Genomic DNA, 1580 nt, shown 5'->3' on the forward strand with positions numbered 1-1580 from the left:
AAGAGCATCGCTGGGTAGCTATGTGTGGACGGGATAAGTGCTGAAAGCATCTAAGCACGAAGCCCCCCTCAAGATGAGATTTCCCATTACGCAAGTAAGTAAGATCCCTCAAAGACGATGAGGTAGATAGGTTCGGGGTGGAAGCGTGGTGACACGTGCAGCTGACGAATACTAATCGATCGAGGACTTAACCAAATTTGTTTAACGTAACAATGTCGTTTATCCAGTTTTGAGTGAACAAGCACTCTAATGAGGGTTTCAACATACAACGCAATGCGTAATGTATTGGAAGCCGAATAAGTCTAGTGATGATGGCGAAGAGGCCACACCCGTTCCCATACCGAACACGGAAGTTAAGCTCTTCAGCGCCGATGGTAGTTGGGGGTTTCCCCCTGTGAGAGTAGGACGTCGCTAGGCACCAAAAGAAAAGTTGTTACCGAGTTAAATCGGTAACGACTTTTTTGTAACTTGAAATAATAAGTTATGGGCGATATCTGCAATTTTAGGGGCTATATTGTTTTATTTATGGGCTTTAAAGTAATTTATGGATGAATTGAAGCCACTTATAAGGCTATTTTAATAAATTTAAGGGCTATATGGACATTCTTATGGGCTATCATACTATCCAGTAACGACCGTCGCTGGGCACCAATTGAAAAAGTCATTACCAAATTATATCGGTAGCGACTTTTTTGTGTAAGAAAAAAATTACGATAACATTGTTATTTTACGTTCAGAGACTAATTTAGAGTAAAAATTAGATTGTGGGTTGGATTAATAATTTCATGGATTCACACAATTGAAAGGTTTTCTATGCAAAAAAGGATCTACTTCGTTTTAAGTATTGGTTATACCAACAATAATCTAACAGAGCAATAGTGAAAAAAGCCGAAGGCAGCCTTATTCTATAAGAAGGTGTGTGAAAAAGTGGTTTCTCGTTCTATTATATAGTTTATACTCGAAGATCTTACAATGTATTTATATGACTCTTGATTTATGATGTGCGGTATTTATAGTTTGTTAATTAAATAGGGGGAACTATTTCTACTGGAGTTGTAGGATGTAGTTATCTAAAGATATAGCATCATGAGCTTGTAAAACAGCTATCTTTATAGTTAAATACGAAGTTTAAAAAAAGTTCAGAAAAACACTTGCCAATGAGAATGATAAGTAGTATAGTTATCAAGTTGTCATTTTCATTAGTGACTTACACGAAAAACAAATTAAAAAAAGTTGTTGACAAAGATATCAGGATTTGATATGATATGTAAGTTGTCAAAACGACACTATAACAACATGAACATTGAAAACTGAACATGCAAAACGTTAAGAAATACAGCTTTCAGCTAACCTAGTTAGTTTGATAGCAAAACAATTTTTGACATCATTTAATGATGATGCCAGCAAAACAAATTGAGCTTTTTAAGTTCTCTATTATGGAGAGTTTGATCCTGGCTCAGGACGAACGCTGGCGGCATGCCTAATACATGCAAGTCGAGCGAATGACGAAGAAGCTTGCTTCTTCTGATTTAGCGGCGGACGGGTGAGTAACACGTGGGCAACCTGCCCTGTAGATTGGG

Annotated in this window: 3 rRNA genes; all 3 read left to right on the forward strand. The window is 37.3% G+C overall.

Annotated features, from left to right (window positions below):
- Window positions 1-195, forward strand: a 23S ribosomal RNA gene (locus LDK52_RS19795); the annotation flags it as partial.
- Between the two features lie 106 nt (window positions 196-301).
- Window positions 302-417 (forward strand): 5S ribosomal RNA (gene rrf, locus LDK52_RS19800).
- A 1016-nt stretch (window positions 418-1433) separates the two neighbouring features.
- A 16S ribosomal RNA gene (locus tag LDK52_RS19805) occupies window positions 1434-1580 on the forward strand; the annotation flags it as partial.

It is taken from the genome of Psychrobacillus antarcticus (genome assembly GCF_029533155.1).
In the GTDB taxonomy this organism is placed as follows: domain Bacteria; phylum Bacillota; class Bacilli; order Bacillales_A; family Planococcaceae; genus Psychrobacillus; species Psychrobacillus antarcticus.